The following is a 25922-nucleotide window of genomic DNA, read 5'->3' on the forward strand; positions in this document are numbered from 1 at the left end:
CCAATATCGTTTCAATAGGACACGACGTGTCATCGCACCGTCGTTGCGCCGATTGCTTCAATTGCACCCTTGACGACCTGATCATCGATCTCCGAGGGCGCACCACTCGCGCCAACGGCGCCTAACAGATGCCCGTCGACAAAAACAGGAAACACACCCCGTGCCGGCAGAAACGGGGCGAAATACCCAGCGCCGGAAACATTGCTGTACTCCGAAGGATCGTCCTTGAAGCGCTGCTCCAGCGTCGCACCGGACTGGCCGCCGAGCGCCACGGAGGCGAAGGCTTTGCCGCGGGCGAAATCAACGCTAACAAATGGCGCGCCGTCCATGCGTACAGCCATGATGAGGTGCCCTCCCGGGTCGAGCACGGCGAAACTCATCGCGAGATGGCGGCTCTGCGCAGTTGCCATTGCGATGTCGACAAGCTTCATTGCCTGCTTGATACTCAGCGAATAGCTTGCAAGCGGAGGCGCTGTCTGCTGCGCTTGAGTTGTGTCGGCGGCGCAAACGTTGCTCAGGAAAACGAGGCACGCCGAACCCAGCAATGTGGCGAATACAGCCTTGTTTGACGGAGCTGAACGACGGAATCTCAAGCTAGTCTCCTCTTCATGACACCTCGAGCACCGCTCGATAGATGAAGCTTATGCTGGGGAGCGCGCGTCCCTATAACCAGAAAGATTGCGCGCTTACCAGCGAGTCCGATAATTTTCGATCGGGCCTATCGCTGAGAACGCAGCCCCCAGCGCCACCCTTAAAGTCGAGCGTGTTATTGACCCGATGCGGACGCCGGTGTAGCGGGTTTCGATGCAGCGGCCTTACGCTCCGCGTCCATGAGATTCTGCGGATAGTTATCCTGATTGCCTGACTCTCGATAGCCGTTCTTCTCGAGGGCCTTCAACTCGGCGTTCTTCTTTTCCCGCCGGGCCTTGCTAGCAGCCTTCCGTTGGGCCTTGGCGATCTGCTTTGGCGTTGACGCGCCCATGGAGGAGGACGCCTGCTCGCCACTAGCCGGTTGAGCCGTCGCCACAGGCGCCTCGATAAGCACCAAACCAAGCGATACGACGAGTGCAGCTGAAACTGCACGAAACTGGACCATGATTGAGTCTTTTTGAAAGTTGAACTACTGAGGGCAGCGGGACAGTGCTGCACGGCGCCCCAGGACCACTCGACGAAGTCCTGGGGACATGACAACGGTCCGACTGCGAGTCACACGCGGCAAACAGCTATAGGGGCGCTTACTCGGTCGCGAATACCGCTACGCCCGCACCTGCAAACTGCTCCGAGTGCCCCGGTCCGTGCGGCACGAAGACACGATGAGACTCACCGTCCACCGCCACTGAGTGCGCGCCCATCGTGGTCGGAACAATCGCGACGATGCTGCGCGTAGCGGCGTCGATAATGCCGAGTGCCGGGTCGAACTTCGCCGTCTTGCTGCCGACCTGGGAGACGTTGTCGGCCGAACGGTGACCGGCGGCGAGGAAGTAACGATTGGACACCGGGTCGTACACGACTTCGTCCGCACCGCCGAACGGCAACTCGGCGACGGTTTTGCCGTTCGTACGGTCGATGATCACCGTAGTCTGCTTGCCACCCTCGTCCGGATCGCATCCGATCAGTGCATCGTTGCCCGGGCCCATCGCGAGGCCGGTCGGGCCTTCACAACCCTTCAGCGAGAAAACGTTCGCAACCACAGGCTTGCCTTCGAGAACCGACGTGACCGGAATTACATCGACCTCCCCTTTCGGGTTGGCTTTCGTACCATCGTTGTTCAACACGAAGTTCTTGCCCTTCGGGTCATAGGCGCACGCTTCAAGACCAGTCGAGTCCTTCAACGAGAGTTTCCCGATCACTTCCTGGCTCTCGGTATTGATGAAGGTGGCAAAAGGCGGTTCCTCTGCGCCGCTCGAGAACATCACGACATGATGCTCAGGGTCCAGGCAGCTCTCGTCGGCGCGAATACCGGACGTGCTGACGGCAATGGTTTTAACCAGCTTTTTGGTTGCGACGTCGATCACCTTGACCGAGTTGACGTCGCCGACGTACACCAGCGACGTGCCCGGCACCGGCGTGACCCCCGATGGTCCCGATTTGTCATGGCTGGGTCCGATGCCGGCGAAGTTCGCCGAAATCTGGTCGAGCAGTGTGGCCGTTTTTGCGTCGAACACGTCCAACGTGGCGTTCGCGCCGTCAGCCAGGTAGTACTTGCCATCCGCCGACGCACTGATGTCGAAGCCGAACGGCTTGGCGCTCGTCACCGGAATATTCGCAACCCATTTGGGCGCGGTCTCCGCCGCGTTGCTCGCCCATGTATAAGCGCCGACCGCGCAAGTACCCGCTAAAGCCAGGCCAAGGTATGTACGTTTCATGTGTTGACTCCTCCAATCAATCGTTAAAATTTCCAGCCGCGGCTGGGACGGGGAGCACTTCCCCAATTTGGTTATCGCAGCGCGGACAAACCTGCGAAATAAGGGTGCTTAGAAAGCGTGATACATGCCGATTCGCACGTCAGCCTGCTGACGTGCCAGCGAGGGCGCGAAACTCCCGCCGATGACGGGGTCCACGCCGGATGACGCCTTCAGGTAATCCGAGGAGATATAAACCTGGGTCCGTTTCGACAGCGAATAAAGCGCCGCTGCAGTCACCTGATTCCACGTGTGACCTTCGAAGCCGGTGTGCTGATAACCCAGAACCAGTTGCGTGGCCGGCGTGACCTGATACGTCGCCCCGGTTTCATAGACATGCATGACCGAGGTCTGGGCCTGGTACTTCAGGACGGTGTCGCTGAAGTCGCCGTAGAGCGTAAAGTCTCCAATCGCGTACGATGCGCCGATCCCGAACGTTCCCAGAGAGCTGATCTGGAACTCGGGCATCAGATCGGTCGCGGTATTGCCCGACACAGAGGCGACAGGCACATTGAAGAACGTGTGGACACCAATTTGCGCATAAGGGTCCAGCGTGGGCTTGGCCTCGTACGTGTACGCTGCCCCCACAATCAGAGGTCCATTGGCGTATTGCAAGCCGGCACTCCAACCGCTTCCGTCATGAAAACTTCCCGGCGTATTGCTAAAGCCGTACATCGCGCCAAACGTGAAGCCGCCCCACACAGGACTCGTGTACTTGATGGAGTTGTTCAGGCGGTCATTGTTGGTGTGGTCGAAGTCGCCCTGATGGATCGCGTAACCACTGCCGGAGGCGCCCACGTTGAACTGCCCAAAGAAATCCGCGCTGAAGTCGAACTGCCTGCCCATTGTCAGCGTGCCGTAGTCGGTCTGCAGACCCACCCATGCCTGCTGGCCAAATAGCGTGTTCGCCTGATTGAGCTGACCGTTGTTCAGGTTAAACAGCGACGACAACTTGAACACGGTCTTGATGCCGCCGCCCAAATCCTCGGTGCCCGTCAATATCCATAGATTTGGAAAGAGCACGCCGCTATCGGCCTTGTAATTGTGGTGACCGCCTTCGTTGTCGACGAACGTGATACCGTCGTCCAGTTTGCCCGCCATCGTGATGCTGCTCTGCGCAAAGCTCGCACAGCTCAAACCAGCGCTGCACAGCCCCGCGCCAATGACCGCGGCAATCAGCCTTCGTTTCATGTCTTCCTCACTCGCTCTTAGTAATGGATTCACTGCCAGCCGTTTCCGACTTCACAGCTCGCATTTATATATTCGTTGTACGAATCGTTCAGGAAAGAAAGACAAGCTAAAAGAAACACGCGACGCACCTGCACGACAGCCAGATTGCCTCGGTCATCGCCTTAGCCGGCTTTCCGCCCCACCACCACGCCAAATCCTTCCTAAAGATCTACTTCTGCAATACTGATGCAATCGATTGCCTGAAGACTCGTATTGAAGATCCGTTGGCCGCCCTATTCTTCCGGTGCGTTCTCAACTGATCTCGTTAGCGATTACGTTTGTGTCGGCCGGATCGTTATTCAGATAATACGGAACATCCGGTTAAAGTCCTTGACCTCGAAGTCTCGCCGCTTATCAAAGCGTCCGTTTTCGTGACTAACGTCAGGTGGAAATAGCGACAACAACGGCAAAGGGCATACAGGACTAACAACACAATGAGCGACAAACAACCGTGAGGTCATGTATCGCCTGGCAGAGTCAGCCGATCCGCTCGTTTCTGCCCCGTCCGAGCACGTCCGCGAGTACGGCAACGAGCAGAACGGCGCCAATGATCAATGGTTGCCAGTTTGAGTTGAGGTTCAGGAGGTTCATCCCGTCGATCACGAGTGCAAGAATGAGGCACCCGGACAACGTGCCGAGCAAGCTCCCTGCGCCACCGAACAGGGACGTGCCGCCGATCAATATGGCCGCGATGACGGGAAGCAGAAGCGGCTCGCCCATGGCTGAATCTGCTGCATTGACCCGCGCGAGATAGATGAGCGCGGCAATCCCGGACATCAAGCCGCTTATCGTATAAACGGCAATTTTGCGCCGGCGCACCGGTATGCCTGAGAGCCTCGCAACCTCGCTATTGGCGCCGATCGCATAGATTTCCCGGCCGAAGTTGAGTCCTCCCGTGACGATCGTCGCACCAATCAGCACGAATACCATCATGTAGACGGGCAACGGTATGCCGCCGAGGAATCCTGTGCCCAGTGTTCTGAACCCCGTCGGAAAGCCGTAGATTTCGTTGCCGCCCATGTAATGGAACGCGAGCCCCTGAACGACCCAAAGCATCCCATAGGTGGCGAGAAACGGCGGAAGCCGCAGCAACGTCACAGCGAGACCATTGAGCAGGCCGATCAGCGTGCTGCATGAAAGCGCGGTGGCGGCCGCCAGAATCGGCGACCCGCCTGTCTTCATGACACCCGCCGCCAGACAGGCAGACAGCGTAAGATTGGCCGCGATCGAGAGATCAAAGCCGCCGGACAGGATCACCAGCGTAAGCCCGGAAGCGAGCAGGAACATCAGGCTCGCCTGACGCAGAACGTTGAGCAGATTGGGGGCGGTAGAAAACGCCGACGTCGTGAAAGCCAATGCCATCGCAATCAGAACGATGAGTACGGCGCGATAGATCAGCGTGGCCGTTTCCTCGCGAACATGATGACGCACATCCAACTGGCTGACACGGGACCATACGAAGCGGGAGTTGTTCAGAATACTCATGCTTTCGCTCCATTGACTCTGGACTTGCGCACACTATCGATAACAACGACAAGGAGCACCAGCATCCCGACGGAAACAACCTGAAGAGAGGACTCAATGCCAAGGAGATTCAAGGCATTGCGCAAAACGCCGATCGTCACGACGCCCATGACCGTGCCGAACAGCCATCCTTCGCCACGCTCGAAAGACGTGCCACCGAGGACTACGGCCGCAATGGCATCGAACTCCATGCCGATTGCCGAATTGGGCTCTGCAGAATTCATTCGACCAACCAGCACCAGTGCTGCCAGGCCGACCATCAATCCACCGAAGACATAGATCGCAATGTGAAAGGCTTTGGCCTTGATGCCGGCGAGAAGCAGCGCGTCCCGATTACCGCCGATGGCGAACACATAGGTGCCAAACCGGGTGTGATACAACAGGAGATGGGTAAGCGCATACGCGAGGAGCGCAAAGATCACCGGAAACGGAATGCCGAGAAGGGTCCACGCGTAGAGCTGGGCCACGTTGGGGTTCCCGACGACAACCGCATTGCCGTCCGTCAGCACTAGCGCGATACCGTGGGCAATGCCGAGCGTACCGAGTGTGACAACAAAGGGAGGAAGCCCCAGCCTCGCGATGAGGGCGCCGTTGAAGAGACCCGTCAGCATCCCTACCGCCACCGAAGCACATAACGCCAGCGCGATGCCCCACCCCAACCCAAGAGTCTGAGCGAAAACGACCGCACAGAGACTGAGGAGCGCACCCACGGAGAGGTCGAGCCCCTCGCTCAGGATGACGAGCGTCATCGGCATGGCAATCATGAGCAGGATCGAAACCTGCAGTCCAATGTTGGTGATGTTGCCACTCGATGCAAAGCCGGGCACGCCGAACATCGCCGCCACCGTAAGTACACCGCTCGCCGCGACAATCGACGGCACTGGCCGCCGCTTTCGTATCACACTGATTCTTTCAGCGCTTGCGTCCATGATTTAACTCCCATGCATTGCCAGGCGAAGAATGTTCTGTTCGCTCAAGCTTTCTCTGGGCAATTCACCCGAGACCACGCCTTCGCGCATGACGTATGCGCGATCGCAAACGTGAACAATCTCCGACAATTCGGAACTGATGAGAAGAACGGCGGCACCGTCTTTAATCAGTTTCTCGATCAGATTGAAAATTTCCGTCTTTGCGCCTATGTCAATGCCGCGCGTCGGTTCATCGAATATGAACAGCCGGCAGCCGGCGCTGAGCCATTTGCCGATCACGATCTTCTGCTGATTTCCGCCGCTGAGGACACGAGCGCTCTTGCCGGGGTCGCCGGGAGCGATCCGCAAGGAATCGATGAGCGCTTTAGTCGCACTCCTTGCTTTCTCCGCTTGATACCATCCTCTCGGAAAGAGTTTCCACAGGCTGGCGGTGAGCAGGTTTTCGTGCACGGAGCGCTTCAGCGCCAGCCCTTCCTGCTTCCGGTTCTCAGGAATCAGACCCACGCCCATCGCCGCGACCTTGTGAGGACCGCCGGTCACAGCCTCACCAAAGACGGTGACCTGGCCGGTTTCGATCGGGTCTGCGCCAAAGACCGCCCGCACGACTTCCGTGCGCCCGGCACCGACAAGTCCCGAGAGTCCGACGATCTCGCCGCACCGGACCTGCAGATCGACACCTCGGACGCCTGTTGTGGTGGTCAGTTGGCGCACGTCGAGCGCGACCTTGCCCGGCTCGCCGAAATATTGGCGCTTGTACACCGTTCCGACTGACCGGCCAACCATCAACGCGATCAGTTCATCGGGTGTCGCCGCGGTGGCCGGCATCGACCGCACCAGACGGCCGTCACGCAATACCGTGACGCGATCGCCCAGGTCGAACACCTCCTTCATGCGATGAGAGATATAGACAATCGCAGCACCGGACTCGCGCAGCTTCCTGACGACATTGAACAGCGCCTCGGCCTCACGGTCGGAAATCGCTGCCGTCGGCTCGTCCATGACCACTACGCGGGCATTGTGCGAGAGCGCCTTCGCGATCTCCACCATCTGCTGCTGCGCGACGCCCAGGTCGGCCGCATAAGCATGAGTATCGTAGGCAAGGCCAAGTTCTTCGAGCGCGGCTCTCGCGTCGAGATGCATCTTGCGATGATCGATCAGGCCAAAGCGATTGCGCGGTTCGCGCCCAAGATAAATGTTCTGCGCGATGTTCAGGTGCGGTACGAGAGAGAACTCCTGGAAGATCACCGCGATGCCGAGTCGTTTGGCGTCGGCAGGCGACTCGATTGTTATCGGTCGGCCGTCGCTGAAGAACTCGCCGGAGTCCGCTCTGTACGCGCCGAACAGTACTTTCATCAAGGACGACTTTCCTGCACCGTTCTCCCCGAGAAGCATATGCACTTCACCGGCATACAACTGAAGGTCGACGTCAGTCAGGGCGCGCACACCCGGGAAGCTTTTGCAGATCTTGCGCAATTCCAGAAGAGGCACGCCATCGGTCGGAATCGTTGTTTCCATGTTTGCCTTCGTTTTGTGGCTTGAGCAGTCACTGGCGGTGCCGGCGTATCGTTCGAGCGATAATCCGGCGTCGCGACTGCACGAACTCCTGGCTCGTTAGTTACTCACGACATCGCCCCATTTCGGACACTGCCGTTTGTCGCCGGGCACTTCGAATGGCGCATAGTTCGTCTTGTCGATGACGATGCCTTTGATCAGAATGGTCTGCGGAACGGACTCCTTACGCACCGTCTTCACGGCCGCCATCGTGGCAATGCAGCCCATCTTGTAGCCGTTGAATTCGGCCGTCGCCAGCAGTCGACCGTCCTTGATGGCTTTGACCGACTCCGGCACGCCCCCGATACCCACCACCTTGACCTGCTTCTGCCCGGCCGCCTCCAATGCCTCAATGGCACCCATCGCCATCACGTCCGCTGCCGCGAGAACACCGTCGATCTTTGGATTTGACTGAATCAGGTTTTCCATCACCTGAAGCGCCTGCAAACGCTGATAGTTCGCAGGCTGGGAGGCAAGGAGCTTGACGTTCGGAAATTCCTCCAGCGCCTTGTGAAACCCGCGGACCCGTTCGTCACTCGTGGTGGAGCCCTTCACACCTTCAAGAATGACGACATTGCCTTTCCCGCCCAGGCTCTTCAGCAGATAGCGGCCGACGTCCAGCCCCAGATTGAAGTCATCGGCAACGACGACGGAGGCGAATTTTCCGCCTGCCACTCGATCGTTGTAGTTGATGATCGGGATACCGATCGCGTTGACCTTCTCGATCTCCGGAACGACGCCATGAGGATTGACGCCCATGAACAGCACAACGCTGGGCTTCTTGACACTGACGTCCTCGAGCTCGCTGAGCTGCTCGCCGAGATCATTGGGCCGCGTCGGCGCATAGTGGGTCACCGAAACGCCGAGATCCTTTGCTGCCGCGTCGACGCCGGCGTGGACGAGCGCAAAATGCGGGTCGACCTGATTCTTGTAGAAAGCCGCAACGCTCTCGCCAGTCGCAAATGCGTTTGGCCCCGCGGCAATGCCCAGTGCAAACGCACAGGCGCTGAGAATGCGTTTTTTCGCCAGTCGGCTCGTCAGTTCTGTCGTCAGTTTCAAGGTCGTCTCCGTTTAACTGTTTTTTGGCGGCCCTCAAGCGAGTGCCGGAATCCGGTACGCCAGCCCGGTTGCGGGAATGCATCCCGGGAAGCACCTCCAATCTTGCGCACAGTCGATGCAATCGTTTGCTTAAAAGCAAATCAATTATTAAGCTTTTACTGCATCGCGCCTGCCATTTTCACTTTTCTTTCATGCAACAAACTTTATGCAAACGTATGCACATACTAGCCAGGCAGATACCTTTGTCAATTCATTTATGACGCTCAGCGCATAGGGTTTGTACTTGCAACATTGAGAGCAACCCTTTGCACCTATACAATGACTTCCATGGCCAAAACATCAGAATCCCGGGCAACGATCCGCGTCACCATTCGCGAAGTCGCGCTGCATGCGTCTGTCAACGCGTCGACGGTTTCGCGCGCCCTCAATCCTGCAACCCGTCACCTGATTGGGGACGAAGTCGTCCGCAGAGTGTTGGCGTCCGCGAAATCGCTCGGTTACCGTCAGAACAAGCTCGCGTCCGCGCTTCGCGGCGGGCAGTCAAGGGTGATCGGGGTGTGCTTGCCCGATATCGAGAATCCGGTATTTCCGCCAATTGTCTGTGGCATCGAGGAAGAACTCGCGGCCGTTGGCTATGGCGTCCTGATCGCCAACACCGTTGGCACGTTGAAAGACCAGGAGCGCATGCTCGAGCAGATGCTCGAGCGCCAGGTCGACGGCCTCGTTCTCGCAACCGCTGCCCGTCACGACCCGTTAGTACGGCGTTGCATTCTCGACGGCATACCCGTCGTGCTGGTGAATCGCGCGGAGGAAGGCGGACAGGTGCCGGAAGTGATCAACGACGACTTCCTCTCCATGAAGCTTGCGGTCGATCACCTGGTGGAGCTAGGGCACAAGCGGATTGCGCATCTCGCCGGTCCTGAGCGCCTCGCAACCGGGCTCTCGCGAATCCAGGGCTTCCAGATGGCGACGCAGCAGCATCGCCTGACTGGGACGGTTATCCTCGAGGCCGCCGAATTCACGCGCGAAGCGGGCCAGGTGGCCTGCGACCAGTTGCTGAAGGAGCACAAAGGCGTAACGGCGATCATTGCCGCAAATGACCTGATCGCGCTGGGGTGCTATGACGTTTTCGCAGAACAACGTCTGATTTGCCCGAAAGATATTTCGCTCATCGGTCACAACGACATGCCGCTTCTCGACATGCTCCATCCGCCATTAACCACGCTGCGTATCCAGCACCGGGAAATGGGCAGGCAGGCCGCGAGACTGCTGCTCGGGATGATCGCGACACCTGGCGCGGCTCCGCACCGCATTACGCTCCCCCCCGAACTGATGGTGCGCGGCTCGACCGCCATGCCACGCAACACGCCGCTGCGAGCGAGAACGCCGAAAACCGCGCCTGCTTCTGCTGAGTGAGTGCCGAATGAGCACAGAAGCGCCAAGCATCAACCTGAAGCGCTTCGTTCAGGCGGTCTGGTGCGCTGACGCGCGAGCCATTCGCGCGGTGCGTTACCGATCCGTGATTTAAAGAGCGTCGAAAACGCGCTCGACGTGAACCCAAGAACACGGGCCGTCTCCGCTACGGAAATCCCGTGAACAAGTGCGCACATCGCCGCCCCTACCTGCACCTCCCGGCGCCATTGGCCGACACTGGCGCCCAGTTCTTTGGTAAAAATCCGGCTCAACGTACGGCTGCTGACTTTCGCCCGGCTTGCCGCGTCCGCAATCGCCATATCCTTGGTTGGATGGATGAGCAGCGCCTCGCATAGCGCCGCGACACGGCTTCCCGATGACGGCATGCGGACAGCAAAATGCCCGGCGATTTCAGGCACCGCACGCAGTTCGTCGGCTAACAGAGCCACGACCGCTGCAAATGAGCGTTCGATAGTCGATCGTTGCGTGGCCGCGAAAATCGCGATCAATACGTCAGAGCAGTTCAGAACGCGCGCCGCCGGTACGAAATCGGCGCTTAGCCCGGCATCGATTCGAAGCGCGCAAATATCGGCTCCGTACACCGCACAGACGCTATGTGCGACGGCCGGCGGAAGCCAGACGCCGTTGCCCTCTGTCACACAGTACGCGCGCCGTTCAGCCGTTATCCACACGCCGCCTCGCCGCACATAGAGAAAGCAGCCGACCGCGGCGGATTGGGCATGCCGCTGATCACGCGCGCCAAGCCGCACATCCGTCACCACACAAGTGGAATATGTCATGTGCAGCTTTTGCAGATCGCCATGGAAAGCACGCGGGTGGTTAGCACTGCCGTCGCCTCATCCGCAGTGCTCAGGCCGCAGAAACGGCATCGCCAGCAGAATCTTCGCCGGGCGGCGGGACCGATTGTGCAATGCTCGCCGTTCGCCCGGCGCAATGCGGCACGAATCGAAGGTCGCGAGAATAGCCTCGCCCTCATCGGTCATGACGACGACTTCACCTTCCAGCACCACATAATGTTTTTCAACGGGCGACGCATCCGAGGTGGTGTAGCCGCCCGGCTCGATCGCCGAAATGCCTAGCCACAGCGACTCCGCCGGTCCGGCTTCATGGCCTTGAAGCCGGACGCACCGCATCGAAAAGTGATTGGGCGGAAAATATTCCGGCGCATCTTCGAAGCGGGTTACGTTCATGGCTTGAGCAGGACCCGGTTAGCCGCGCCGCGGAAAACGGCCTGATACGCGAGCGCCGCGTCGGAGAGATCGAAGACAAAATCCTCAACGATGGGAAACGGTTTTAACGTGCCACGCTCGAAATCCGGCAACAACGCATCGAGAATGAGCGCACCTTCCGTGCTGTCGAGCGCGAGCGTATCGATGCCGACATAGGTGTGCTGCCCTCGATAGAACGTAAAGATGTCAAATGGCACCGGACGTTCGACGGTAGAGATGAAAATCTGCTTCCCGCGCACCGCCATGGCCTTGTTGGCCTTTTCGAAGTATGGACTGCCAACCGTGTTGTAGACGATGTCAGCGCCATGGCCGTCTGTCAATTCTCGAACCACCTCGTCGAGGTTTTGCGACGAGGCGTCGATCATGGTGACGTCGGCGTTCGCATGGCCGATGTACGGTGCATTCGTGCGTTCGACACCCAGCACCTTGGCCCCTGCCTGGGTCGCAAGTTGTATCGCTGCCTGCCCCACCTTCCCGTTTGCGCCCAGCACGAGGACGACGTCCCCTTGTTCCACGCCACCCGCCCGTTGCAGTCCTTCGAAGGCGGTCACGAAGGGGACGCCGATCGCGCCCGCCTCCTCCATGGTCAGATTGGCCGGTTTGACGCGCACGCTGCCCACGGGCACGGCGAGATACCCGGCATGCGTGCCGTTGCGCCGGATACCCAGCTCGCCGCCGCTACCCCACACCTCCTTGCCGAGCATCTCCTGCGGCCCCTCGACAACTATGCCGGCGTAATCCCGACCCGGCGTGCGCGGCCACACCGCGTGCGGCATGAAGCCCAGCACAGCCTTCACGTCGCTCGGATTCACCGCGGCACTCACCACGCGCACGAGACACTCGGCAAACTCGACGTCCGGCGCATCTTGCGCGCCAATGTGCAGATCGAGCGAGTCGATATCGACGCTCTTTTCCAATACACGAACTGTTTTCATTTTTTATTTTCCTAAAAGGTCAAGATGGCGGGTCGAGCCGAATACCGACGCGTCCTGAAGCGCGCTCATCGGTTCAGCCCCAGAAGCTCGCGAGCCTCCTGACTGGTCGCCAGTTCGCCGCCCAGCGAGTGCACGATGTCGCGCGCACGCGCGACCAGCTCCGCATTGCTGTAAGCGAGCACACCCTTGGCAATGTAAATGTTGTCTTCCAGGCCGACCCGGACATGGCCGCCCGCCAACCATGACTGGGCGACGATCGGGAATTCGGAACGGCCGACACCGAAGGCCGACCAGGTGGCCTGACGGGGTAGCAGGTTACGCGCGTAGAGAAGCGTTTCCGGACTGGCCGAGAAACCGTATTTGACGCCCATCACCAGGGTCCACAGCCCCGGACCGTCAAGAACGCCCTCCTTGATCAGGTCCAACGCCAGGTGCAAGTCACCTGAGTCGAAAATCTCCAGCTCCGGCTTGACGCCCGCCTCCCGGATGACGCGGGCCATGCGCGTGACATTCTTAGGTGTATTGATGACAACGTCGCCGCCGGAGTTCATCGTGTTCAGGTCGAGACTGCAAATGTCCGGCTTGAGCTCGAGAATATGCTCGACGCGCCTCTCCGGCGGCAGCAAGGTGGTGCCTGGCGCCGCAACTCTGGGATCGTCGTCGCTCGGAATAAAGCGGCCGCCCGGGCCTGTGGTCAGATTGATGATGAGATCGGCGTTCACCGCGCGGATGCGCTCGATGACTTCCCGGTAGAGCGCCACATCCATCGAGGGCCGCCCCGTCTCGGGATCACGCACGTGGATGTGAACGGCTGCCGCGCCGGCGCGTGCGGCCTCGAGCGAGGCGGTTGCGATCTGCGCGGGTGTGATCGGCAGCCCCGGATGTTGCTCCGGTTTGGTGATATTGCCTGTTACAGCGCAGGTGATGATGGTCTTGCGGGAATGCATATCAGGCCTCGCTGCAACTAGTTCAGACGACGGCCACCGTCCACGACGATGGTCACCCCAGTGCTGAATTTCAGATGAGTGGCGCAGGCCTCGATGGCCGCTGCAATATCGTCCGGCATCCCGATGCGGCCTAGCGGCGTGGTGGCCGCAACCTTGTCGTTGAAATCGTCGCCACGGCCGGGAACGAACGACGTGTCGACCACCCCCGGGGACACGTTCAGGACACGAATGCGAGGTGCAAGTGCACGGCCAAGCGATGCGGCCATCACGTCAAGCCCGGCTTTGGCCGCGCAGTAGGCGATGCTGCTGCCAACACCCGTCGTGCCGGAAATCGATGAAACATTGACGACCAGACCGTCCCCCGACGCATCGAGCAGTTCGCGGAAAGCACGGATGGCGGCAAATTGCCCGCGCCAGTTGACCTTCAGAATCTCATCGATCAATTCGTCGGTAAGCGCATTCAGGTCGGAATGCTTGACGGGCTGGGTGAAGCCCGCCGTGTTCACGAGGATATCCGCGCGGCCATACCGGTCACGCACCAACCCGGCCAGCGCGTTCAGAGTCTCGCTCGCGGTAATGGACGCGAGCGCCGCGGTGTGGCCCTCGCCCGGCAGATCGTCGGCCACGCGCTGAGCTTTGGTCAGGTCATGCTGACCGACGACAACGACGCGGGCGCCAGCTTGCCCAAGACGGCGGGCCGCAGCAGCGCCGATACCTCCGGTTCCGCCCAAAATAACCGCGACCTTCCCTGAAAGTGTGTTGGACACGTGAGACCTCCTCTTTACTTGATGGGGGGCGTGGGATAGGTCGGCGTTCCTTCGGCAAGAACGAAGTCGTAGTCGAGCGTGTAGTACAGCCTGTCTACGTCTCGCTTCGGACCCGTGCCGGAATCGTGGCGCTGGAACGTGCCCACGAGACGGCGATTAACACCGAACACGACGTCGGAATTCAGGTGCTCCGAGTCGTCGGCGAACACCTGCGAGACGAGGGTCGCGTAGCCTTCCGCGATGATGACGAAATGCAGATGCGCTGGCCGGAACGGGTGGCGATTCTGCATTTCAAGCAGCACGCCTACCGGCCCGTCGGTGGGCACAGGGTAGCCGGCAGGGCGCACGCTCTTGCAGGTAAACCGCCCTTCGCTGTCGGTGTAGAAGTGACCGCGCAGATTCTTGTCGGGCTGGCTCGAGTCCTGGTTTTCGTACAAACCGACTGGCGAGGCCTGCCAGACGTCGACCTTGGCGTTGGCAATGGGCTCGCCTTTGGTGTTGAGCACGCGTCCGTTCACGAAGAGCGGGGAGCCGGGTGAGTTCTCGCGTGCGATGCATTCGCCATTCGCATACTGCGGCGAGTCACCCCGGTAGAACGGTCCCAACAAGGCGCCTGGCGTGCGACCGCTTGCGTCCGAATTGTTCAGCAACGTAACCAGGGTTGAGAGACCCAGCACGTCGGCGAGTAGAACGACCTCATTGTGCTTGTCGTTGCAAGCCAGGCCGACCGCCCTCACGAAATCAAGACCCTTCTCGAATTCCTCGTCGGTCAGCTTCACCTGCTTAAGGAACGCGTGGCCGTGGTCCACTAGCGCGTCGAGCAGTTCCTTGAGCCGAGGATTGTCGGTCTGGCTCATTGCCGCCTTGACAACCGAGGTTATCGAAGCGGCGTCGTCGACGATGTTCTTCAGATGGTTCGAATTTTCCACAGGGCATCTCCATCAGTGCAATCGTTTGCATAGTAAATTGCAAAAATGCCGATGTCAAAGCTTAAAGATGCCATAGTTAACCCTGAGTACGCGTGTAGACAGGGTGATGTAGGAATTTGCGAACCACGCAACCGATTGCGATTGAATGGCTGCGGCTGCGCCGCAGCCAGTTAGCGTCTCGCCTTTAGCCGGACGCGCTCAAAAGCTCGTGCGCAAACCAATCCGCGCAAGCGTCTGCGACCGGTTGCTCGCCGCGCCGTCCGGCTGCAACAAGCCGTTGATCCACGCTCGCGTCACTGCCGCATCGCCGCCCGCGCGTTGATAAATCGCTTCGACGTAACCAGTGGTGCGCTTCGAAAAGTTGTATTGCAGCGCCGTGGTGATCTGCTGCGCCTTGTTGTCCAGCAGCACGTCGTTGCCTTTCATATAGGCATAGTCGAGGCCGAGGGTCCATGCCCCGGAGATCGTCCACGACGCGCCGCCCTTGTAGACATCGATCTTCGCGCCGCTCGCGGTATTTTTCGTGTTCGTGTACAGCAGCATGGCTAGCACACTGCCGAAGTTATAGTGCGCACCCACGCCGAAATTGCGGATACCGTCGTGACCGTTGCCCAGTTGCGGATACTTCACTTCGATGTACGCCGCCCCCACGCCCAGTGGACCGTTCGCATAGTTCGCGCCGAAACTCATCGTCGAGTCCGAGGAGAACGAGCCGGGCACGCCGCCGAATCCGTAGAGCGCGCCGAAAGTGAAGCCCGAGATATCCGGGCTGCGATACTTGACCGAGTTCGGCACGCGCGTTGCGCCGGCCATCCGGTCAAAGTCGAACGAGCCGGTCGGATTGTTCGGCACGCCCAACGCAGTGAACGGCCCCTGGCGAAAATCGTAAATACCGCCGAACAGGAACGCGCCGTCATACAGTCCGAGCGTCAACGTTTCGAACATGAAGTCATACTGATTGCCGAAGGTCAGCGAGCCGAAGCGGTCGTTGGTGAGTCCAACCAGGGCCGTGCGGTTGAAAAGCTGCCCTGCGCCGGGAATCGTCGCGCCGCTGCCCAGATCGAACTGCGACGTGAGTTCGAAGATCGCCTTATTGCCGCCGCCCAGGTCCTCGCTGCCTTTGAAGGTCAGCAGATCCGGCGACAGCACGCCGCTGTCGAACAGCGTCGCGGCGCCGCCATGCTGGTTGTTCACATACGTGACGCCCGCATCGATCACGCCTTGCAGTGTCACACTGCTTTGCGCGCCTGCGAAACCCGGCGCCATCAACGCGACCGTGCAGCCTGCTATCGAAAAGCGCTTCGACTTCGTCCTCTTCATGCCCGCCTCCTTCATTCGTTGTTGAATATATTTCGCTGCTCGATACGAATGGCAACGCGCGTGAGTGCCGCCCCGTGACACGGACCGTCGATGCACTGACCGTCTTCGAAGCGGAACATCGCGCTGTGGTGCGCGCACATCAGCAATTCGGCGTCGTAGGCCCAGAACGTGTTCGGCTCGTAGTTCAGCGGAATCGAAAAGTGCGGGCAGACGTTGCGATAGGCCCAGGCGTCGTCACCCCGGCGCACCACGACGATGCCAGGGGCACCGGCTTGATCAGCTGCAATTTCCAGCGCGCCGCCGTCCGGAATATCGTCGAGCGCGCACAGAAAGCCCGCTTGAGCTTCGGGACTCGCCGCATTCATGACGTGCCCTCCTCACGCGAGTCGCCGACTCATTACGAAGTCGCGCTGGACTTCGAAGAATGGGCTCGGCAAGTCCCATTCCCTCGCGGCCGCCACGCTGTCGTTCGACACGTAGTCGATTACGAGCGACGGCTTCGCGCCGAATACCGCGTCGGAGTCGACATACGGGTCACCGGCGGAATACAGCGCGGTGGTGAGCGTCTCGTAGCCGGGCGCCTCGATCAGGAAGTGAATATGAGCAGGCCGCATCGGATGACGTCCGGTCGCGAGCAGCATCTGTCCGACCGGGCCATCGGTCGGAATCGGATAGCTGGTCGGTTTGATGGTTCTGAATGCGTATTCGCCGTTCGGTCCAGAACGGAATTTGCCGCGCAGATTGCTCTCGGGCTGATCGGGGTCCTGGCCTTCGTACATGCCGTTATTGGCGGTTTCCCACACCTCGATCAACGCTCCGGGCACCGGCGCGCCACGCTCGTCGACGAGACGGCCGTGGATTAGCGTCGGCTCGCCTTCGGTGCGCGCGATGTTGGCGCCGAAGTCCTCATCCCGGGCTCCCTCACGGTAGAACGGGCCGAGCAAGCTGCTCTCGGTCGTGTCGCCGGTGCGTTCGTGATTGATCGCGTCGACCATGATAGACAGGCCGAGTGTGTCCGACAGCAGGATGAACTCCTGGCGAATGCCGCTGCACTTGTTGCCGGTCGCAGTCAGGAATTCAATGCCGCGACGCCACTCCTCGCCGGTCAGTTCAACCTCGCTGGCAAACGCATGCAGATGCTTGACCAGCGCGGTCATGATCTGCTTGAGTCGCGGATCGGTGCAGTCGGCAAACGTCCTGAGCACGTTCTGCGTCAAGGGGTGAATGGTTTCGTCGTTCATTGTCGACCTCATGCGCGATGGGGAGCCGACGGTGTCTCGACTGAATCGGTCGATGCATCGCGCGGCGAGGCTTGCTGTGAATCTTGCTGTGAAGCGCCGGCGTCGACGAATACAACGCGGCGTCCCACGGGGAACAATTGCAATCCGTAGCGGCGCGATACGAAGCCCCACAGCCCTTGCGGAAAGAACATCGTCACGACGATCGCCAGCGCGCCGAGCCCGATCAGATACCAGGTGCCGAAGTCGGACAGGAACTGGTTCAGCACAAAGAAAATCAGCGCGCCGACAATCGGTCCTTCGAGCGTGCCCAGGCCGCCAATCATCACGATGAAAATGCCGAACGCGGTCCAGTTCACGGAGAACGCAGCGTCGGGAGAGATACGCAGGTTGCCGACGAAATACAGGCCACCGGCCAACGCCGTACCGCACGCGGATACCAGATAGACGAGCAGCCGTGCACGCTTCACGTCGACACCCTGACTGCTGGCCGCCACGGCGTTGTCGCGCATCGCGGTCAATGCGAGACCGGCTTTGGAACGCAGAAACAAATACAGCAGACCGATCGCCGCCGCGACGATAACGAGCGCAAGCCACAGCGTCAGCGATTCACGCAGCGCACGCGGCACGTCTTGCAACGCGGTGAGGCTGGTGCCCGAACCGCCGCCGAGCACCGACACGTTCGCCACCGTCAACCGGAACACTTCGGCGATCACCCACGTGCCGATTGCGAAGTAACCGCCTTCCAGCCGGAACGCCACCATCGATACCGGAATTGCGATGACCGTTGCGATTGCCGCCGCGATCGGCACAGCAACGAACGGCGAGATCCCGCAGTAGTTGGCGAGAATCAGCATCCCATAGCCGCCGATGCCGAAGAACGCCTGCTGCCCGATCGACACCATCCCGCCATAGCCCGCCAGCAGATTCCACATCAACGCGAACACCAGATACGACGCGAGCTGGACGAAGTCGCGCATCGCATCGCGCCCGGCCCACCATGGCGCGCTCGCCACCGCCAGCGCGACGATCAGCAGCACGATCATCGCCACGCGGCTCGCACGGGTCGCGCGCCGCACTTCGAAGCCCCCTGCGGGCCGGTTCATATGCATCGTCATGTCGAGCCTCTATGCGGTTTTGGGCAGCAAGCCCTGCGGCCGGGCCACCAGCACGCCGAGAAACACCACGTGGCCAAGCCAGATACCCCAGCCGGGATCGAAATAAAAGCCCACCTGTTGCGCAATACCGAGCGCCATGCCGCCGACGAAGGTGCCCCAGAACGAGCCCATCCCGCCGATGATCACTGCTTCGAACGCGTACAGCAGCAACGCCGGGCCATCGGTCGGCGACACCGCGGTGCGCATCGAATACAGCGCGGCAGCGACCGCAATCAGCACGAACGCGATGCCCATTGCGAGCGCATAGGTGCGGCGATAGGAGACGCCCATCAGTTGCACGATCTCGCGATCATCCGAGGTGGCGCGAAACGCGCGGCCAAGCGGCGTGCGGCCGAACAGCCACTGCATGGCAAAAGCCAAAGCGGTGGTGACGACCAAAGTGACGAGCGGCAGATAGCCCAGCGTGATGCCGCCCGCGAGCGTGAGGCTCTTCGACTCGAAGCTGCCCGTCGCGATCGAACGCGGATCGGCGGAGAACACCTGTTGCAACACGTTCTGGATCACGATCGACAATCCGAACGTGACAATCAGCGAAGGCAGCGGATCGCGGCTGCTTACCCGGTTGAGGATCGTGTACTGCACCGCATAACCCGCGCCAAACGCAATCACGAGCAGCAGAACCAGCGACACGGCGAGCGGCAGATGCGCGTAGTTCGTCAGGGCGAACAGCACGAACACCAGCAGCACGATGAAGTCGCCGTGCGCAGTGTTGGTGAGCCGCATCACGCCGAACACCAGCGATTGACCCATCGCGAAGAGCCCATACAGCGCGCCCAGCAGCACACCCTGCACGACGATATTGATGAACGTGTTCATGCGACCGCTCCAAAATATGCCTGCGTGATCGCCTCGTCCGACACCTCGGCCGATACACCCGCAAGCGACACGCGCCCTTCCTGGAAGCAATAGAAACGCGACGACACGCGGCGCGCCAGTTGCACGTCCTGCTCGACGACGATCGCACTCATGCCGCCGGCGACGATCTCGGGCAACGCCGCATAGATCTCGCGCACGATCACCGGCGCGAGGCCGAGCGAAAGTTCGTCGCACATCAGCAGATCGGGATTGCTCATCAGCGCACGGCCGATTGCGACCATCTGCTGCTGACCACCCGACAAGGCAGTGCCCGCATGGTGACGACGCTCCCGCAATGCCGGAAACAGCGAGTAGACGCTTTGCAGGTTCCAGCGGCCGGGCCGTTTGGAAAATGCGCCGAGCAGCAGGTTTTCTTCGACGCTCAAGCTCGCAAACAGACGTCGCCCTTCCGGCACCAGCGCGATGCCCTTGCCGACAATGCTCGCCACAGCCGCACTGCCGACCGGCTCGCCGCGATACAGGATCTGCCCGGCGGAACGGGGACGCAGCAGGCCCGCCACCGATTTCAAAAAGGTCGACTTGCCCGCGCCGTTCGAGCCGATCAGCGCAATCACCTCGCCTTGCGCCACCGTTACATCGATGCCGAACAGCGCCTGGAAGTCGCCGTAAAACGCGCTCAGCGCGCGAGTCTCCAGTAATGCCGACATGGTCATGCCTCCAGTCCGAGGTACACGCGCCGCACTTCGGGGTCGTCCATCACGGCGCCGGGCAGGCCTTCGGCGAGCCGTTTGCCGAAGTTGATGACGAGCAGCCGGTCGGCCACCGCGAGCAATGCATGCACGACGTGTTCGATCCACACGATCGTCACGCCCGCCTCTTTCACGCGGCGAATCTCGTCGACGAGTTCGTGCGTTTCGGGTTCGGTCAGGCCGCCTGCAATTTCATCCAGCAGCAACAACTGCGGTTGCGTGGCCAATGCGCGGGCCAATTCGAGGCGCTTGCGATCCAACAGCCCCAGCGTGCCGGCCAACTGGTTGGCACGCGCTTTGAGACCCGTGCGTTCGAGTACATCCATGCAGACGTCGTAGGCGGCATGCTCGGCCAGTTCGCCGCCGAAGGTCGCGCCGACCAGCAGGTTTTCGAATACCGTCATGCCACCGAACGGACGCGGCACCTGATACGAGCGGCCGATCCCCGCCGCGCACCGGCGATGAGGCGGCAAGTGGTTCACATCCGCCCCGTCGAATTCGACGCTGCCCTGATCGGGCCGCACGTCACCGCTGACGAGGTTGAACAGCGTGGTCTTGCCGGCGCCGTTCGGGCCGAGAATGCCGTACGTCTCGCCGCGTTCGACAGCGAAACTTATGTCATCGGTCACCTGTAGCGCGCCATAACGCTTCGACACGCCGGTTAGTCTGAGAACTGGGTTCATCACCGCTCTCCGCTATAAAGTCACGCGATCAGCTTGAGCGGGCCGGACAGCGGCACGTTCGGCGCGAGCTGGTTGTTGACGATGGCGAGATCGAAGCGATGCTTCTGTCCCTTCACCCATTGGCCGCCTACCAACGGAGTTTTCGCGACGTTCTTCACCGGCCCGCTGCCCCACGCGACATGACCGACCAGCGTATCGAGCTTCGTCGTTGCCACTGCGTCGCGGATCGCTTCATTCGAGTCAACATCTTTCGCGCGCTTCAACGCATCAACGGCGATTTCGAACAGCGCATGCGCGAAGCCGATCGGTTGCGTCCATTGCTTCGACGTGATGCGCTCATAGTCGTCCGCGACTTGCCGTGCGCTTTGTCCCGTCAACGAGGACTTGAACGGATGCGACGGTGACCACCACACCTCGGTGGAGAGTCCATCGCCGAGATCGCCGAGCGCTTCGATCGAAGTGGGAAACAGCAGTGCCTTGCCGATAGAAATGACTTTGGGCTTCAGGCCTTGCTGACGCGCCTGCACGAGGAAGTTCTTCGCGTCGGGCGGAATCACGACGCCGGTGACGATCTGCGCATTCGCCTGCTTGAACGACGAAATCTGTGCGGAGAAGTCCTGCGTCATGCTCTGGAAGCGGCCCGGGTCCTTCAGCGTGAAGCCCTTTTGTGCGAGCACGGGCGGGAAGCCGAGTTTTGCGTCGCCCCAGGCGTTACCATCGCCATCGTTCGGGAACAATCCACCGACGCTGTGATTGGTCTGCACCGATTGCCACATGCCGGTGAAGACCGAGATCACGTCCTCGAGTCCCCAGAAGAAGTGATAGGTGAAGCGGAAGCCTTTCTTCGGATCGCCCTTTCTGCCGAAGAACCACGGCTGCCATGGCACCACCGTCGACACGCAGGGCATTTCGTTCAGCTCGCATGCATCGCTGACCGGATTAGCGGTCTCGGGCGTACCGGAGACGAGCATGATGTCGACCTTGTCCTTCAGGATCAGATCGTTGGCGACTTCGCCGGCGCGATTCGGATTCGACTGGCTGTCCTTGACGACGATCGATACCGGATAGGTTTTGCCGCCGATCACGATGCCGCTTTTCAGCGCCGTCTGCATCTGCTGGATCGTGAAGCGGTCGGCTTCACCGAACGGCGCGAGCGGGCCGGTTTGCGGCGATACGTAGCCGATTTTCAGCGTGCGCGGGCCGGCGGCGAAGACGAGCGGCGAGAACGCCGACGTTGACGCGGCGAGCGCGCCGCCTGCGGCGAGTGTGACGAAGCGGCGGCGCTTCGCATCGAAGGAATATGCGTCCATGGTTGTCTCCTGAATTTTTTTGTATGAGTGGGGGGCGTTCGTGCTAATCCGGCCGTCTGCCTTCGAACGCAGCTTCCAGCAGCGCGCGTAGCGGCGTTCGTTCAACCGGCCGCGGATTCCAGTACGGATTCTTCAGCGCGAGATCGAGCGCGATGTCGAGATCGCTTGCGCTCACACCGATGTCTTTCAGAGCGGTAGGCGCGCCGTTATCGCGTGCGAGGTCGAATACGCCTTGCGCGGCGTCGTCGGCGTGCAGCGCGTGTGCGATACGCTTCATCGCCCCCGGTGCGGCCTCGCGGTTATAGGCGAGCACGTGCGGCAACACGATCGTGTGCGTTTCCGCGTGCGGCAGATTGAACGTGCCGCCGAGCGTATGGCATAGCTTGTGATGCAGCGCCATGCCGACGCTGCCGAGCACCGCGCCACACAGCCATGCACCGTAGAGACAGTCACCACGTGCAGCGAGATCGCCGGGCTGCAGCATTACCCGAGGCAGACCTTGGCCGAGTGCGCGAATACCCTCTTCCGCCATCAGATCGATGATCGGATTCGTGTCCCGCGCGTAGAGCCCTTCGGCCGCGTGGGCGATTGCGTTGATACCGCTTGTCAGCGATAACGCGGGCGGCAGCGACGTGGTCAACGACGGGTCGTAGATCACCGTCTTCGGCAGCACTTTCAGATCGCGACCGGTCTTTTTGACGCCAGCTTCGGTGAGGCCGTAGATCGGCGTCATTTCGGAGCCTGCATAGGTAGTCGGAATCGCGATGATCGGCAGTGAGGTTTCGAGCGCGATCGCCTTGCCGAGTCCGGTCGTCGATCCGCCGCCTATCGCGATCGCGCAATCGGCGCCGACCTGCATGGCAAAGTCACGGGCCGCGCGAGCGGTTTCGATCGGTACGTGCATCACGGCTTCGGCGTAGACGCCCGCCGCCCGCGAGCCAAGACTTGCCGCCAGCGCTTCGGCCTGAGCACGCTGCTGCGGCGTGGACAGCACGATCGCGCGCGTGGCGCCAAGCAAGCCAATCTCACGATCCAACTGGTCGAGACTGCCCGCACCGAAGATCACGCGTGAGGCCAGGCCGTTATAGACGAACGATTCCATGGCGGTTCAGCGCGGGTAGTAAGGCGGAATCTGCGCATCCACGTTGACCCAGACCGACTTGGGTTGCGTGTACTCGCGCATCGCTTCGAAACCCATCTCGCGTCCATAGCCGCTCGCGCCGACACCGCCGAACGGGGACGCGGGGCTCACGCGCTTGTAGCAATTGATCCACACCATGCCGGCGCGAATCTCGCGGGCCACCAGGTGCGCGCGTTGCAGATCGCGTGTCCAGAGACCCGCGCCGAGACCGTACTCGGTGCCGTTCGCGATCGCGAGTGCTTCTTCGTCCGTGCGGAATGTCGTGACCGTCATGAACGGACCGAACACTTCTTCCTGCGAGACCCGATGCTCCGGCTTCGCTTCGACGATGGTCGGCTCGACATAGCAGCCATTCGCGAGCGCGGCATCGTCCGGCGCCTTGCCGCCCGCCAGCACGCGGCCACCCTGTTCCCGTGCGACGTCGACGAACGACAGCACGCGGTCGCGATGCTGACGCGAGGTCAGCGGGCCCATTTCGGTCAGTGGATCGAGCGGATTGCCGATCCGGATCGTGCGGCTCAATGCGGCGAACTTCTCCAGCACTTCGTCAGCGATCGATTCATGGACGATCATCCGTGAACCGGCGATACACGCTTGCCCCTGGTTGTGGAAGATCGCGAACGCGGAGCCTTGCACAACGGCATCGATATTCGCGTCGCCGAATACGATGTTCGCGCCTTTGCCGCCGAGTTCGAGCTGCACCTTCTTCAGATTGCCGCTCGACGCCTGCACGATCTTGCGCCCGATCGCCGTCGACCCGGTGAAGGCGACCTTGCTGATCTCCGGATGCTCGGCGATGTACTGACCCGCGACATGACCCAGGCCCGGCAAGATATTGACGACACCGTCCGGAAATCCAACCTCGGCCATCAGTTCTGCGATCGCGAGACTCGACAGCGGCGTGAGTTCAGCGGGCTTCATGATCACGCAGTTGCCCGCGGCAAGCGCCGGCGCCATCTTCCAGCTCGTGAACATCAGCGGAAAGTTCCACGGCACCACCTGCCCGACGATGCCGACCGGCTCGCGCGTCATGTAGTTCAGAAAGCCCTGCTCGACCGGAATCACCGAGCCCTCAAACTTGTCGGCCATGCCGCCGAAATAGCGGAACGTAGCCGCCGTGCGCGGTACATCGAGATTGCGTGTGTCGCGAATCGGATGCCCGGTATCGAGCGATTCGAGGCGCGCCAGCGCGTCGGCATTCGCTTCGATCGCGTCGGCGAGTTTGAGCAGCAAACGCCCCCGCTCCATCGCGGCGAGATTGCTCCACTTCGGAAACGCCGCCTTCGCCGCCGCCACGGCGCGGTCGACATCGGCGGGTCCGGCCATCGCGACTTCGGCGATCACCGAGTTGTCGTGCGGATTAAGGGAGGCGAGCGTTTCGCCGTTTGCAGCCGGCACGAAGCGGCCGCCGATGAAGAGTTGCGTTTGCATGTCAATCCCGCGCAAGTAAAACTTTGGACGTGACAGTCCCCGCGGCGCCAGCGGTCTGGCGCCGTTCGATCGACGATCGGAGGGAATGTCTGAGAGTTAGATCTGGATCGGATACGGCGGCAGTTCACCGCTTTCGTAGCGCTTCGGCAGATCGGGGGTGGCGTTCTCCCACACCAGCAGCATCGAACGCTTCTGCGAGTAGCCCTTGTGGCGGATGTCGGCCGGCATCGCAGCGATATCGCCCGCGTTCATCGTGATGCGCGCACGCGGCTCACCGCTGTCTTTATCGGCGACGTCCCAGATGATCTGGTCGGACAGTTGCAGGAACCATTCGACGCGGTCGTTGCCATGAAACACCGGCAGCACGAATTCCTCAGTGGTCGGACAGAACAGGCTCTGCTGGCAGACCGACGTGACCGACGGATTCCACGTCACGTCCGAGCGCGACAGGTACTTGAAGAGGCTGAACGCATGCAACGCGCTCTCGAATCCTGGCTCCGCATGAATCTCAGGTTCGTCCTGGACCACATCGGCGAACTGGCGATTGACCGGCAAGTCGTCGCGCAACGGCGAATCGCCTTCGAGACCCGGCATGCGCTTCGTGGCGATCCGCGTGCGCTCGATCGCGGCGATGTTGTCGCCATGTTTCGTGCCGAACGCGGAGCCGGTTTCTTCGGGCGCGGCGAACGGGTCGAAGCCTTCGTTGACCCAGTCCCGCAGAATCGCCTTGAAGGTGGCCATGATCAGCGGCGTATCGAACTGCTGCGTGTGATCGATACCCGCTTCCTTGAAACTTGCGTTGTACGCACCGGCGTACATGTCGACCTTGCCGTAGTGATTGCGCGTGCCGATCACTTCGTCGAAATTGACCCAGCCGTAGAAGAAGCCCCAGGCCACGTCGCGCATCATCGCGCGCAGGAAGTCGTCGGCGTGCATCTGGTGCGAGCGGGTCTCGCCTTTGGCGGGCCATTTGACGGTAGCGAAATAAGCATCGCGGCTGAATTCGAAATCACCGAGGCGGAACGTGCGATAACCGGACACCGCGTCGGCCTCGCTCGCGGTGACGTTTTGCAGGGTGCTTTTGTCCATGATGGGCTCCAGGAGAAGATCGATCGTGTAG

At 60.8% G+C, this 25922-nt stretch carries 26 protein-coding genes; 1 reads left to right on the forward strand and 25 read right to left on the reverse strand.

What is annotated here, in order from left to right:
• Positions 1-29: 29 nt before the first annotated feature.
• The 8 genes from M0D64_RS31150 to M0D64_RS31185 form a co-directional block, all read right to left on the reverse strand.
• Positions 30-593, reverse strand: a complete 564-nt coding sequence (locus M0D64_RS31150; protein WP_266260606.1) for a heme-binding protein — start codon at positions 591-593, stop codon at positions 30-32.
• A gap of 173 nt (positions 594-766) precedes the next feature.
• On the reverse strand, positions 767-1096 hold the full coding sequence (locus M0D64_RS31155; protein ID WP_266260607.1) for a hypothetical protein: 330 nt from the start codon (positions 1094-1096) through the stop codon (positions 767-769).
• A 139-nt stretch (positions 1097-1235) separates the two neighbouring features.
• Positions 1236-2366, reverse strand: coding sequence for a YncE family protein (locus M0D64_RS31160; RefSeq protein ID WP_266260608.1), 1131 nt, complete (start codon positions 2364-2366; stop codon positions 1236-1238).
• Between the two features lie 108 nt (positions 2367-2474).
• A complete protein-coding gene (locus M0D64_RS31165; RefSeq protein ID WP_154566103.1) occupies positions 2475-3593 on the reverse strand; it encodes a porin in 1119 nt (372 codons plus the stop codon).
• Between the two features lie 516 nt (positions 3594-4109).
• Positions 4110-5117: an ABC transporter permease gene (locus M0D64_RS31170; RefSeq protein WP_171928604.1), complete on the reverse strand. Its 1008-nt coding sequence runs from the start codon at positions 5115-5117 to the stop codon at positions 4110-4112.
• Positions 5114-6085 (reverse strand): ABC transporter permease, encoded by a 972-nt coding sequence (locus M0D64_RS31175; RefSeq protein WP_266260609.1) that lies wholly within the window; start codon positions 6083-6085, stop codon positions 5114-5116. Before M0D64_RS31175 ends, M0D64_RS31170 begins: the two co-directional genes overlap by 4 nt.
• A gap of 3 nt (positions 6086-6088) precedes the next feature.
• Positions 6089-7600 (reverse strand): sugar ABC transporter ATP-binding protein, encoded by a 1512-nt coding sequence (locus M0D64_RS31180; protein ID WP_308102522.1) that lies wholly within the window; start codon positions 7598-7600, stop codon positions 6089-6091.
• 96 nt (positions 7601-7696) lie between these two features.
• Positions 7697-8695 carry a sugar ABC transporter substrate-binding protein gene (locus tag M0D64_RS31185; RefSeq protein ID WP_154566107.1) on the reverse strand — a complete coding sequence of 333 codons (999 nt, stop codon included), beginning with the start codon at positions 8693-8695 and terminating at the stop codon, positions 7697-7699.
• A gap of 327 nt (positions 8696-9022) precedes the next feature.
• On the opposite strand from M0D64_RS31185, the gene M0D64_RS31190 reads away from it, so the two are divergent.
• Complete coding sequence (locus M0D64_RS31190; RefSeq protein WP_154566108.1) at positions 9023-10111, forward strand: LacI family DNA-binding transcriptional regulator; 1089 nt, start codon at positions 9023-9025, stop codon at positions 10109-10111.
• Positions 10112-10140: 29 nt separating this feature from the next.
• On the opposite strand, the gene M0D64_RS31195 is transcribed toward M0D64_RS31190, so the two are convergent.
• The 17 genes from M0D64_RS31195 to M0D64_RS31275 all read right to left on the reverse strand — a co-directional run bounded on the left by M0D64_RS31195 (position 10141) and on the right by M0D64_RS31275 (position 25891).
• Positions 10141-10908, reverse strand: a complete 768-nt coding sequence (locus M0D64_RS31195) for an AraC family transcriptional regulator (protein ID WP_266260610.1) — start codon at positions 10906-10908, stop codon at positions 10141-10143.
• 57 nt (positions 10909-10965) lie between these two features.
• Positions 10966-11319: a cupin domain-containing protein gene (locus tag M0D64_RS31200; protein ID WP_154566110.1), complete on the reverse strand. Its 354-nt coding sequence runs from the start codon at positions 11317-11319 to the stop codon at positions 10966-10968.
• On the reverse strand, positions 11316-12293 hold the full coding sequence (locus M0D64_RS31205; RefSeq protein ID WP_154566111.1) for a zinc-binding alcohol dehydrogenase family protein: 978 nt from the start codon (positions 12291-12293) through the stop codon (positions 11316-11318). The genes M0D64_RS31200 and M0D64_RS31205 overlap by 4 nt, the downstream gene beginning before the upstream one ends.
• A gap of 65 nt (positions 12294-12358) precedes the next feature.
• Positions 12359-13240, reverse strand: a complete 882-nt coding sequence (locus tag M0D64_RS31210) for a 3-keto-5-aminohexanoate cleavage protein (protein ID WP_266260611.1) — start codon at positions 13238-13240, stop codon at positions 12359-12361.
• A gap of 17 nt (positions 13241-13257) precedes the next feature.
• Positions 13258-14007 carry an SDR family NAD(P)-dependent oxidoreductase gene (locus M0D64_RS31215; protein ID WP_266260612.1) on the reverse strand — a complete coding sequence of 250 codons (750 nt, stop codon included), beginning with the start codon at positions 14005-14007 and terminating at the stop codon, positions 13258-13260.
• 14 nt (positions 14008-14021) lie between these two features.
• A complete protein-coding gene (locus tag M0D64_RS31220) occupies positions 14022-14936 on the reverse strand; it encodes a dioxygenase (RefSeq protein WP_266260613.1) in 915 nt (304 codons plus the stop codon).
• A 198-nt stretch (positions 14937-15134) separates the two neighbouring features.
• Positions 15135-16256: a porin gene (locus M0D64_RS31225; protein ID WP_266260614.1), complete on the reverse strand. Its 1122-nt coding sequence runs from the start codon at positions 16254-16256 to the stop codon at positions 15135-15137.
• Between the two features lie 11 nt (positions 16257-16267).
• The gene (locus tag M0D64_RS31230) at positions 16268-16621 is read right to left on the reverse strand and encodes a Rieske 2Fe-2S domain-containing protein (RefSeq protein ID WP_266260615.1); all 354 of its coding nucleotides are present in this window, start codon (positions 16619-16621) and stop codon (positions 16268-16270) included.
• A 12-nt stretch (positions 16622-16633) separates the two neighbouring features.
• A complete protein-coding gene (locus M0D64_RS31235; RefSeq protein WP_266260616.1) occupies positions 16634-17497 on the reverse strand; it encodes an intradiol ring-cleavage dioxygenase in 864 nt (287 codons plus the stop codon).
• 8 nt (positions 17498-17505) lie between these two features.
• On the reverse strand, positions 17506-18612 hold the full coding sequence (locus tag M0D64_RS31240; protein WP_266260617.1) for a branched-chain amino acid ABC transporter permease: 1107 nt from the start codon (positions 18610-18612) through the stop codon (positions 17506-17508).
• 9 nt (positions 18613-18621) lie between these two features.
• Positions 18622-19488 carry a branched-chain amino acid ABC transporter permease gene (locus M0D64_RS31245; protein WP_054041271.1) on the reverse strand — a complete coding sequence of 289 codons (867 nt, stop codon included), beginning with the start codon at positions 19486-19488 and terminating at the stop codon, positions 18622-18624.
• Positions 19485-20195: an ABC transporter ATP-binding protein gene (locus M0D64_RS31250; RefSeq protein ID WP_266260618.1), complete on the reverse strand. Its 711-nt coding sequence runs from the start codon at positions 20193-20195 to the stop codon at positions 19485-19487. The genes M0D64_RS31245 and M0D64_RS31250 overlap by 4 nt, the downstream gene beginning before the upstream one ends.
• Before the next feature lie 2 nt (positions 20196-20197).
• A complete protein-coding gene (locus M0D64_RS31255) occupies positions 20198-20920 on the reverse strand; it encodes an ABC transporter ATP-binding protein (RefSeq protein ID WP_097396162.1) in 723 nt (240 codons plus the stop codon).
• A 20-nt stretch (positions 20921-20940) separates the two neighbouring features.
• On the reverse strand, positions 20941-22230 hold the full coding sequence (locus tag M0D64_RS31260; RefSeq protein WP_266260620.1) for an ABC transporter substrate-binding protein: 1290 nt from the start codon (positions 22228-22230) through the stop codon (positions 20941-20943).
• 43 nt (positions 22231-22273) lie between these two features.
• Positions 22274-23332 carry a maleylacetate reductase gene (locus tag M0D64_RS31265; RefSeq protein WP_266260621.1) on the reverse strand — a complete coding sequence of 353 codons (1059 nt, stop codon included), beginning with the start codon at positions 23330-23332 and terminating at the stop codon, positions 22274-22276.
• A gap of 6 nt (positions 23333-23338) precedes the next feature.
• Complete coding sequence (locus tag M0D64_RS31270) at positions 23339-24802, reverse strand: aldehyde dehydrogenase family protein (protein ID WP_171928591.1); 1464 nt, start codon at positions 24800-24802, stop codon at positions 23339-23341.
• Positions 24803-24898: 96 nt separating this feature from the next.
• Positions 24899-25891 carry a hydroxyquinol 1,2-dioxygenase gene (locus tag M0D64_RS31275; RefSeq protein WP_154566121.1) on the reverse strand — a complete coding sequence of 331 codons (993 nt, stop codon included), beginning with the start codon at positions 25889-25891 and terminating at the stop codon, positions 24899-24901.
• Positions 25892-25922: the final 31 nt, after the last annotated feature.

It is taken from the genome of Paraburkholderia sp. WS6 (assembly GCF_030464835.1).
Lineage (GTDB): Bacteria > Pseudomonadota > Gammaproteobacteria > Burkholderiales > Burkholderiaceae > Paraburkholderia > Paraburkholderia madseniana.

Coding starts and splice junctions, on each gene's coding strand:
- M0D64_RS31210 (WP_266260611.1), bottom strand. CDS start 13,240: ATGCATTCCCGCAAGACCATCATCACCTGCGCTGTAACAGGCAATATC.
- M0D64_RS31225 (WP_266260614.1), bottom strand. CDS start 16,256: ATGAAGAGGACGAAGTCGAAGCGCTTTTCGATAGCAGGCTGCACGGTC.
- M0D64_RS31180 (WP_308102522.1), bottom strand. CDS start 7,600: ATGGAAACAACGATTCCGACCGATGGCGTGCCTCTTCTGGAATTGCGC.
- M0D64_RS31260 (WP_266260620.1), bottom strand. CDS start 22,230: ATGGACGCATATTCCTTCGATGCGAAGCGCCGCCGCTTCGTCACACTC.
- M0D64_RS31195 (WP_266260610.1), bottom strand. CDS start 10,908: ATGACATATTCCACTTGTGTGGTGACGGATGTGCGGCTTGGCGCGCGT.
- M0D64_RS31240 (WP_266260617.1), bottom strand. CDS start 18,612: ATGACGATGCATATGAACCGGCCCGCAGGGGGCTTCGAAGTGCGGCGC.
- M0D64_RS31230 (WP_266260615.1), bottom strand. CDS start 16,621: ATGAATGCGGCGAGTCCCGAAGCTCAAGCGGGCTTTCTGTGCGCGCTC.
- M0D64_RS31190 (WP_154566108.1), top strand. CDS start 9,023: ATGGCCAAAACATCAGAATCCCGGGCAACGATCCGCGTCACCATTCGC.
- M0D64_RS31200 (WP_154566110.1), bottom strand. CDS start 11,319: ATGAACGTAACCCGCTTCGAAGATGCGCCGGAATATTTTCCGCCCAAT.
- M0D64_RS31170 (WP_171928604.1), bottom strand. CDS start 5,117: ATGAGTATTCTGAACAACTCCCGCTTCGTATGGTCCCGTGTCAGCCAG.
- M0D64_RS31205 (WP_154566111.1), bottom strand. CDS start 12,293: ATGAAAACAGTTCGTGTATTGGAAAAGAGCGTCGATATCGACTCGCTC.
- M0D64_RS31160 (WP_266260608.1), bottom strand. CDS start 2,366: ATGAAACGTACATACCTTGGCCTGGCTTTAGCGGGTACTTGCGCGGTC.
- M0D64_RS31255 (WP_097396162.1), bottom strand. CDS start 20,920: ATGAACCCAGTTCTCAGACTAACCGGCGTGTCGAAGCGTTATGGCGCG.
- M0D64_RS31235 (WP_266260616.1), bottom strand. CDS start 17,497: ATGAACGACGAAACCATTCACCCCTTGACGCAGAACGTGCTCAGGACG.
- M0D64_RS31245 (WP_054041271.1), bottom strand. CDS start 19,488: ATGAACACGTTCATCAATATCGTCGTGCAGGGTGTGCTGCTGGGCGCG.
- M0D64_RS31165 (WP_154566103.1), bottom strand. CDS start 3,593: ATGAAACGAAGGCTGATTGCCGCGGTCATTGGCGCGGGGCTGTGCAGC.
- M0D64_RS31275 (WP_154566121.1), bottom strand. CDS start 25,891: ATGGACAAAAGCACCCTGCAAAACGTCACCGCGAGCGAGGCCGACGCG.
- M0D64_RS31265 (WP_266260621.1), bottom strand. CDS start 23,332: ATGGAATCGTTCGTCTATAACGGCCTGGCCTCACGCGTGATCTTCGGT.
- M0D64_RS31270 (WP_171928591.1), bottom strand. CDS start 24,802: ATGCAAACGCAACTCTTCATCGGCGGCCGCTTCGTGCCGGCTGCAAAC.
- M0D64_RS31175 (WP_266260609.1), bottom strand. CDS start 6,085: ATGGACGCAAGCGCTGAAAGAATCAGTGTGATACGAAAGCGGCGGCCA.
- M0D64_RS31250 (WP_266260618.1), bottom strand. CDS start 20,195: ATGTCGGCATTACTGGAGACTCGCGCGCTGAGCGCGTTTTACGGCGAC.
- M0D64_RS31155 (WP_266260607.1), bottom strand. CDS start 1,096: ATGGTCCAGTTTCGTGCAGTTTCAGCTGCACTCGTCGTATCGCTTGGT.